Annotated in this window: 6 protein-coding genes and 2 pseudogenes; 7 read left to right on the top strand and 1 reads right to left on the bottom strand. The window is 70.3% G+C overall.

What is annotated here, in order from left to right; translation table 11 throughout:
* Positions 1 to 526, top strand: a pseudogene (locus ACLEQD_RS32320) (hypothetical protein); the annotation flags it as partial.
* A 225-nt stretch (positions 527 to 751) separates the two neighbouring features.
* On the opposite strand, the pseudogene ACLEQD_RS32315 reads toward ACLEQD_RS32320, so the two are convergent.
* Positions 752 to 916: pseudogene (locus ACLEQD_RS32315) on the bottom strand (M23 family metallopeptidase); the annotation flags it as partial.
* A 616-nt stretch (positions 917 to 1,532) separates the two neighbouring features.
* On the opposite strand from ACLEQD_RS32315, the gene ACLEQD_RS32310 reads away from it, so the two are divergent.
* From ACLEQD_RS32310 to ACLEQD_RS32285, 6 genes are all read left to right on the top strand, one after another.
* A complete protein-coding gene (locus ACLEQD_RS32310; RefSeq protein WP_410389345.1) occupies positions 1,533 to 2,177 on the top strand; it encodes a TetR/AcrR family transcriptional regulator in 645 nt (214 codons plus the stop codon).
* Positions 2,178 to 2,193: 16 nt separating this feature from the next.
* Positions 2,194 to 3,093: a sterol desaturase family protein gene (locus tag ACLEQD_RS32305; RefSeq protein WP_410389344.1), complete on the top strand. Its 900-nt coding sequence runs from the start codon at positions 2,194 to 2,196 to the stop codon at positions 3,091 to 3,093.
* Between the two features lie 168 nt (positions 3,094 to 3,261).
* Positions 3,262 to 4,851 (top strand): glucose-6-phosphate isomerase, encoded by a 1,590-nt coding sequence (locus ACLEQD_RS32300; protein WP_410389343.1) that lies wholly within the window; start codon positions 3,262 to 3,264, stop codon positions 4,849 to 4,851.
* A gap of 61 nt (positions 4,852 to 4,912) precedes the next feature.
* Positions 4,913 to 5,134 carry a hypothetical protein gene (locus ACLEQD_RS32295; protein WP_410389342.1) on the top strand — a complete coding sequence of 74 codons (222 nt, stop codon included), beginning with the start codon at positions 4,913 to 4,915 and terminating at the stop codon, positions 5,132 to 5,134.
* A gap of 990 nt (positions 5,135 to 6,124) precedes the next feature.
* Complete coding sequence (locus ACLEQD_RS32290; RefSeq protein WP_410389341.1) at positions 6,125 to 6,706, top strand: SAM-dependent methyltransferase; 582 nt, start codon at positions 6,125 to 6,127, stop codon at positions 6,704 to 6,706.
* A gap of 56 nt (positions 6,707 to 6,762) precedes the next feature.
* Complete coding sequence (locus tag ACLEQD_RS32285; protein WP_410389340.1) at positions 6,763 to 7,533, top strand: SDR family NAD(P)-dependent oxidoreductase; 771 nt, start codon at positions 6,763 to 6,765, stop codon at positions 7,531 to 7,533.
* Positions 7,534 to 7,584: the final 51 nt, after the last annotated feature.

Here is a 7,584-nt window from a genome sequence, read left to right as displayed (position 1 = left end):
CGCCGCGCGCACCGCCCTGGCGGAGGCGCGCAGCGTGGCGCGCACGCAGGGGCTGGAGGCGGAGGTCCTGGGCGTGCCGGACGTGGAGGCGATGCTGGCGGAATTGCGCGTGGCCCGCGCGGGCGCCTGGCGCTACACGGCCTCCACCGCCGTCGCGGAGGCCGTGGCCCGCTGGTGGCGCACGGCCCGGTGGCTGGTGTTGCCGCTCATCAACCTGCCCCTGCTCGCGCTCCTGGGGCACGTGGGCTACCGCGTCGTGCGCGGCTACGTCGAAGGCCCCCTGTTGCCGCTGGAGTACTTCCTCAACGCGGGGGCCTTCTTCGGACTGCTCGCGGGCGCCGGAGCGCTGCTCGCGTCAGCGAGTCTCGTCGGAGCCGCTCGCCATGCGGGCCGGGCGGGCCGGAGCCGCTTTGTCGAGGCCCTCGCCGCCCTGGGCGGGAGGCTGGGAGAGGCCGTCGATGATGGCCTTGGCACCGGGCGGCAGGCCGCGCGACGCATCCTTGAGCGGATTCGCGCTGGCGGGTGACATGGACATCACGGCCTGGCCCGGCATGTGGACGCCGCCGTTGGAGGCCATCATCGGCTGCGCGGGGTCCTTGCACAGCGGCGCCGACACCAGCGTCTCACGCACCGGGTCCCCATAGCCCGCGATGCGCGCGGGCACGGAGGGGTTGTTCCACCCGGAGCCCTGCTCCCTGGCGACCTTGAAGTGCAGGTGCGCGCCGCACGCCCAGCCCGTCGCGCCGGAGAAGCCGATGAGCTGGCCCTCCTTCACGCGCTCACCGGCCTTCACCACCACGGCGCTGAAGTGCAGGTACTGCGTCTCCAGCCCGTCGCCGTGCGAGATGACGACGTAGTTGGCCAGCGGCGCGAACTGCTCGCCGCATCCGCCCTGCCGGCTGTCACCGCGCGCCATGCGCACGACGCCGTCGTGCGACGCCACGATGGGCGTGCCTTCCGGCATGCGGAAGTCCCACGCGAACGTGTCGTTGTGCTGGTGGCTGCCCGTCTCATGTCCCTGGCTCACCGTATAGATGCGGCCACAGGCGAACGGGACGCCCACCTCGGGCAGGTTCGCGACCGCCTGAGCGGAGGGAGGGACAGCGGGAGCCGAAGCAAGGAGGGAGCCGACGAGAAGAGCGGAGAGGTTCATATCGGGGCGGGCGGAGAACCGGTGCAAGGGCTTGCGCTATTTCCCTGGGATTTTCGCTCAGTCCCGAACGGATCACTAGCAGGCGAGCCACGCCCCGCCCCGTCTCAAGGGGGCGAGGCTTGACCACACTCCAGAGGAGAACCGGCTCGAAAGCGTCGGAGCGCCTGTCTGCCTGACTGCCCGGTTGGCAGACCTGACGCCTCGAAAGCCTCTCCACTCCAATCCCTTTCACCCATGCGGAGGTAAAGGCAGACGCCCGTCCGGCCGGATGCCCCACGGGCAGGCGTGGAACAGCTCCGCATTGGGATCAGCAGAAGCGTTCCGCCCCGCGTCAACAAAGTGACTGGTCACTTTTTAAGTGACCGGTTATCCTCCCGGCATGCCCCCGAAGTCCGCTCCCAGGAAGGCGCAGGCCGCGGTCCCGGTGCGCCGCACGCAGGCGGAGCGCCGTGAGACGACGCGCCGCAAGCTGCTGGACGCCACCATCGAGGCGCTGGTGGAGCAGGGCTACGCGCGGCTGACGACGGTGGAGGTGGCGAAGCGGGCGGGGGTGTCGCAGGGGGCGCTGTTCACGCACTTCGAGACGAAGGAGGAGCTGCTCGCGGTGGCGGTGGAGCACCTCTTCCCGCGCATCATCCAGGACTTCCTCGCGGGCGTGGGTGCGCGCCCGTCCGGGAAGGACCGGGTGGGGGCGGCGGTGGACATGCTGTGGGCCGCCTACCAGCGGCCGGAGCTGCAGGCCGCCGTCGAGCTGTACGTCGCGGCGCGCACCGTCCCGGAGCTGCAGAGGGCGCTGGCGGCGGTGGACGGCCCGCACCGCCAGAACCTGCACCGCGTGGCGCGCGAGCTGTTCCCGGACGTGGCCGCCACGCACCCGGACTTCGACGACGTGGTGGAGCTGGCGCTGGACGCCGTGCAGGGCGCGGCGGTGGGCGGCGCGGCGCGTCCGGAAGACCCGGCGCACCGCCGCATGCTGGACACCCTGGCGCGCTTCATGCGCGTCGCCTTCGCACCCAGGGACTGATTCGCAGGAGGTCATCATGGACATGACGCACATCCCCGACCTCATCACCCCGGCCATCCCGGTGTTCGTCATCACCGTCATCGCCGAGGCCTTCTGGGTGAAGAAGCTGCGGCAGGAGCGCGGCGACACCGTCAAGGGCCACACGTGGAAGGACACGCTGGCCAGCCTCTCCATGGGCCTGGGCAACGTGGCGGTGGGCGTGTTCTGGAAGGGCGTGGCGTTCGCGGGCTACGCGGCGCTCTACCACCTGACGCCGCTGCGCCTGGGCCACGGGCTTTGGGCCTGGGTGCTGCTCTTCTTCCTGGAAGACCTCTGCTACTACGCCTTCCACCGCGTCCACCACGAGAGCCGCCTCTTCTGGGCGTCGCACGTGGTGCACCACTCCAGCCAGCACTACAACCTGTCCACGGCGCTGCGGCAGACGTGGACGCCCATGACGGGCTGGGTGTTCTGGGCGCCGCTGGCGCTCTTGGGCTTCTCCCCGGAGATGATCGTCACGCAGCAGGCGGTGAGCCTGCTGTACCAGTACTGGATCCACACGGAGGCCATTGACCGGCTGCCGCGCCCGGTGGAGTGGCTGTTCAACACGCCGTCCCACCACCGCGCGCACCACGCGTCCAACGCGGCCTACATCGACGTGAACTACGCGGGCATCCTCATCCTCTGGGACCGGCTCTTCGGCACGTTCGTCCCGGAGACCGAGCGCCCCATCTACGGGCTGACGAAGAACCTCACCACGCACAACCCGGTGCGCATCGCGTTCCACGAGTTCGCCGCCATCGCGAGGGACGCGGCCCGCCCGGGGCCGCTGAGCCAGCGGCTGGGCTACATCTTCCGCAACCCGGCGTGGAAGCCCAAGGGGGCGCCGCCGCCGGAAGCGCCCCCGCCAATGGAGGCCGCGCACCCGGCCCCGTGAGGTCCGCGCCTTCCGGGTGGAGGACAGCCCGGGGCGGGAACCGACGTCCAGGCAACGCGGCCCACGACATCCTTGCGTCCGCGCCGTGCGGGCCTTGCTACGGTGCGCCGCGACGGTTCTGGCGGGCGCCGCGCATGCGGCCGGCGCCCCTTGCAAGGGAGTCGGGACATGACGGAGCGCGAGTTGTGGGAGCGGTACCAGCGGCACCTGTGCGTCGTCCCCTCGGTGGGGCTCACGCTGGACATCTCCCGCATGAACTTCGGCGCGGACTTCCTGGACGGGATGCGCTCGCGCATGGACGCGGCGTTCCAGGCCATGGACGCGCTGGAGAAGGGCGCCATCGCCAACCCAGATGAGAAGCGCCGCGTGGGCCACTACTGGCTGCGCGCCCCGGAGCTGGCGCCGGAAGCCGAGCTGAAGAAGGCCATCACGGACATGCAGGCGCAGGTGGCCGCGTTCGCGAAGGACGTGCACGCGGGCAAGGTGAAGCCCGCCAAGGCGGCGAAGTTCACGCAGGTGCTGATTGTCGGCATCGGCGGGTCCGCGCTGGGCCCGCAGCTGGTGGCGGACGCGCTGGGCAGCGGCCGGGACGCGATGCAGGTGCACTTCCTGGACAACACGGACCCGGACGGGATGGACCGGGTGCTCAACGGCCTGGGCGAGCGGCTGGCGGAGACGCTCACCGTCGTCATCAGCAAGTCCGGCGGCACCAAGGAGACGCGCAACGGCATGCTGGAGGCGGAGGCCGCCTACACGAAGCGCGGCCTGGACTTCGGCGCGCACGCGGTGGCGGTGACGGGCGACGGCAGCGAGCTGGACACCTACGCGAAGGGCCACCAGTGGCTGCGCACCTTCCCCATGTGGGACTGGGTTGGCGGGCGCACGTCGGTGATGTCCGCGGTGGGGCTGCTGCCGGCGCGGCTGCAGGGGCTGGACGTGGACGGCTTCCTCGCGGGCGCGAGGGACATGGACGCGGCGACGCGCGTGCATGACGCGGCGGCGAACCCGGCGGCGCTGCTGGCGCTGATGTGGTTCCACGCGGGCGGCGGCAAGGGCCAGAAGGACATGGTCATCCTGCCGTACAAGGACCGGCTGATGCTGATGTCCAAGTACCTCCAGCAGCTGGTGATGGAGTCCTTGGGCAAGGAGCTGTCGCTGGACGGCCAGGTGGTGAACCAGGGCATCGCCGTCTACGGCAACAAGGGCTCCACGGATCAGCACGCGTACGTGCAGCAGCTGCGCGAGGGCGTGAACAACTTCTTCGTCACCTTCGTGGAGGTGCTGAAGGACCGGGATGGGAAGTCCCTGGCGGTGGAGGGGGAGAACACCAGCGGCGACTACCTGCTGGGGTTCCTCCTGGGCACGCGCCGGGCGCTGTTCGAGAAGGGCCGCGAGTCCATGACGCTCACCGTGCCGGACGTGAGCGCGCGCACGCTGGGCGCGCTGGTGGCGCTGTACGAGCGGGCGGTGGGCTTCTACGCGAGCCTCGTGAACATCAATGCCTATCACCAGCCGGGCGTGGAGGCGGGCAAGAAGGCCGCGGGGCGCGTGCTGGAGCTGCAGGGCAAGCTGCTCGCGAAGCTGAAGGCGGCGAAGGAGGAGGCGCGCTCGGCGGAGCAGCTGGCGCAGGACATCGGCGCGGCGGATGAAGTGGAGACGGTGTTCAAGCTGCTGCAGCACCTGTCCGCCAACGGCGACCACGGCGTGAAGCGCACGGGCGGCGCGCGTCCGGCGGAGGCCCGCTTCCAGGCTGGATGACAAATCATTGCCCGCCAGGGCAATGCCTGACGGTTCCAGGCGAAGGTTAGCCTGGACCGTCATGGGCCGAGCACACGCGGTGGGGCTGTGGCTGTGCGTCCTGGGCGGGATGGCGGCGTGCCCGGACGTGCACCGTCCGGGTGGCAAGCTGGACCGGGCGGCGCGCAAGGACACGTTGGAGCGCATCCACGAAACGGGATGTGACTCGGACGAATACGAGGAACTCTGTCCCGCTGGCACCGAGCCGACCGAGGAATGCATTGCTCAATGTGGTGGCCGATGACACGGCTTTGGCATGTCCCCCTGAGCCTGCTGGCCTGCCTCGTGATCCTGGCACCCGCGGTCTTCCTCCTCCAGAGCGTCCGAGAGGCTCGCGCCGCACCTGTCATGGAGCCAGAGGGTCTGGTCCCCATGCTGGACTACGACGCGCGGATGCGGCGGGCGACCTACCATCAAACCTGTTCGGAGCAGACCGAGTGTGAGGCCCCTCTCGTCTGCTTCCACGATGGCCGCTTCCGGAGCTACTGCTCGGATAGCGCCTGTACGACCGACAGCCAGTGTCCCGAGGACCAACGCTGCAGGACCGTCATTGCGCCCAGGACGGGAGGGGGTCTGATCAGGCTCTGCCTCCTCGTCGGCATCCGGCATGAAGGCCAGCGCTGCCTGAGGACTCCCTTTGACGTCACCGCCGCCTGTACGGAGGGTCTCGAGTGCCGGGGCAGAGATGGCTACTGCGCCCGTCCCTGTACTCCAGGCCAGCCCGAGTCGTGTCCAGAAGGCTTCTTCTGCGCGGACGTGAAGCCGACTCCCGCGTGTCTTCCCACCTGTGAGAAGCGCGGCTGTCCCCAGGGGGAGCGCTGCATCCCATTCAAGGAGGGCACTTCCATCTGCGCATCCATCTACGGACCGAATTGCCTGGATAGCCCCTGTCCTGATGGCCGTAAATGCGATGTGCTTTCGCACACGGAGTTCCCAGGCAAGGCATGGGCGGAGTGCATTCAGCGCTGCTCCGCCACGAACCCGACCTGTGGCGTGGGTCAGGTCTGCGACCGCTACCACTGCCTCCAAGCCTGTGACCCCAACGCGCCCAACCGCTGCGCCGAGGGCTACCACTGTGACCGGAGGAACGTGAAGCGCCCCTGGACCTGTCAGCCGGATTACTGGCGCGGCCCCTGACCGCCGCTGGACGCTCCGCCTGCCCCGAGCGCACGGGATGTAGCGGGCCCATGAAGGCTCCATCCTGAGGGTTCGCGTTCCCCCCAGGAGCCTCCCGATGGAACCGTCATCCGCCCTCCTGCTGACCCCGCCTCCGCCTCCGCGGGACGCCGAGGACCCCTGGCGCTTCGACGCGCTGGGCTGCGTGCGCAGCCGCGACGACGTCACCCTGGCCTCGCTCCCCCGCGCGCGCTACCGCTCCGCCCTGGAGATTGGCGGCGCCATCGGCCTGCTCACGGAGAAGCTCCAGGCCCGCTGTGACGCCCTGCTCTCCCTGGAGCCCTCCGAGTCCGCCCAGGCCCGCGCCATCCACCGCTGCCGCCACCTGCCGCACGTGCGCTTCCAGCGGATGGACGTGCCGCACGGCTCCCCGGAGCAGACCTTCGACCTCACCCTCGTGTCCGAGCGCGGCGCCTACTGGAACCTCCGCGAGCTGGCCCTCGCGCAGCAGCGCATCCTCGAACACCTGGAGCCCGGCGGGCACCTGGTCCTCGTGCACTGGACCGGCCAGACGCGCGACATGCGCCTGGACGGCCACGCCGTCCACGACGCCTTCCGGCAGCTCGCCCCGCGGCACCTGCGCCACCTGCGCGGCGAGATGGAGGGCACGTACCGCCTGGACGTCTTCGAACGCCTCTGAACGCCCCGCTGAATCCCCTCCCCCACCCGGCCCGTGCTGGCGGTAGAAGGGACGGCATGGAACTCGGAATCACGGGGAAGACGGCGCTCGTCACCGGCAGCAGCCGGGGCATCGGGAAGGCCATCGCCATGGTGCTGTCGCGCGAGGGCGCCCGGGTGTGCGTGTGCGCGCGCCGCCTGGAGCCGCTGGAGGTCCTCGCGAAGGAGCTGCGCTCCGAGGGCGCCCAGGTGGCCACCGTGGTCGCGGACGTGGCCACGCAGGAGGGCGCGTACTCGGCGGTGGACTCCGCGGTGCGCGCCTTCGGCTCGCTGGACATCCTGGTGAACAACGTGGGCGGCAGCGGCGGCGCGGGCGCCTTCGACGCGGCCAGCACCCAGCAGTGGAACGACGTCCTCCAGCGCAACCTGATGTCCGCCGTGTGGTGCAGCCAGCGCGCGCTGAACGGGATGCGCCAGCAAGGCGGCGGCAGCATCGTGCACATCAGCTCCATCTTCGGCCGCGAGTACGCCACCAGCGCGCCCTACAGCGCCGCCAAGGCGGGCCTCATCGCGCTCACCAAGGAGATGGCCGTGGACCTGGCGTCCCACCGCATCCGCGTCAACGCCGTGGCCCCGGGCTCCATCTTCTTCCCCGGCGGCAGCTGGGACCGGCGTCAGCAGCACGACCCGGAGGCGGTGGCCAAGGTGGTGCGCGAGCAGATTCCCTGGGGCCGCTTCGGCACCCCCGAGGAGGTGGCGGACGTGGTCGCCTTCCTGTGCTCGGAGCGGGCGAAGTGGGTGACGGGCTCCACCGTCCCCGTGGACGGCGGACAGGGCCGTGCCTACTAAGTAGGTCGCCAGAAGTTCTCTAACAAATCGCGGAGCCAGAAGCCCTCGGCG

The organism is Corallococcus sp. 4LFB (assembly GCF_046520365.1).
Taxonomy (GTDB): domain Bacteria; phylum Myxococcota; class Myxococcia; order Myxococcales; family Myxococcaceae; genus Corallococcus; species Corallococcus caeni.
The sequence above is the reverse complement of the archived record's forward strand: the minus strand, read 5'-3'. Positions and strand labels throughout refer to the sequence as shown.

Excerpts from the sequence above, each read along its gene's own strand:
- ACLEQD_RS32310 (WP_410389345.1), top strand. The coding sequence starts at position 1,533 with ATGCCCCCGAAGTCCGCTCCCAGGAAGGCGCAGGCCGCGGTCCCGGTG.
- ACLEQD_RS32295 (WP_410389342.1), top strand. The coding sequence starts at position 4,913 with ATGGGCCGAGCACACGCGGTGGGGCTGTGGCTGTGCGTCCTGGGCGGG.
- ACLEQD_RS32305 (WP_410389344.1), top strand. The coding sequence starts at position 2,194 with ATGGACATGACGCACATCCCCGACCTCATCACCCCGGCCATCCCGGTG.
- ACLEQD_RS32300 (WP_410389343.1), top strand. The coding sequence starts at position 3,262 with ATGACGGAGCGCGAGTTGTGGGAGCGGTACCAGCGGCACCTGTGCGTC.
- ACLEQD_RS32285 (WP_410389340.1), top strand. The coding sequence starts at position 6,763 with ATGGAACTCGGAATCACGGGGAAGACGGCGCTCGTCACCGGCAGCAGC.
- ACLEQD_RS32290 (WP_410389341.1), top strand. The coding sequence starts at position 6,125 with ATGGAACCGTCATCCGCCCTCCTGCTGACCCCGCCTCCGCCTCCGCGG.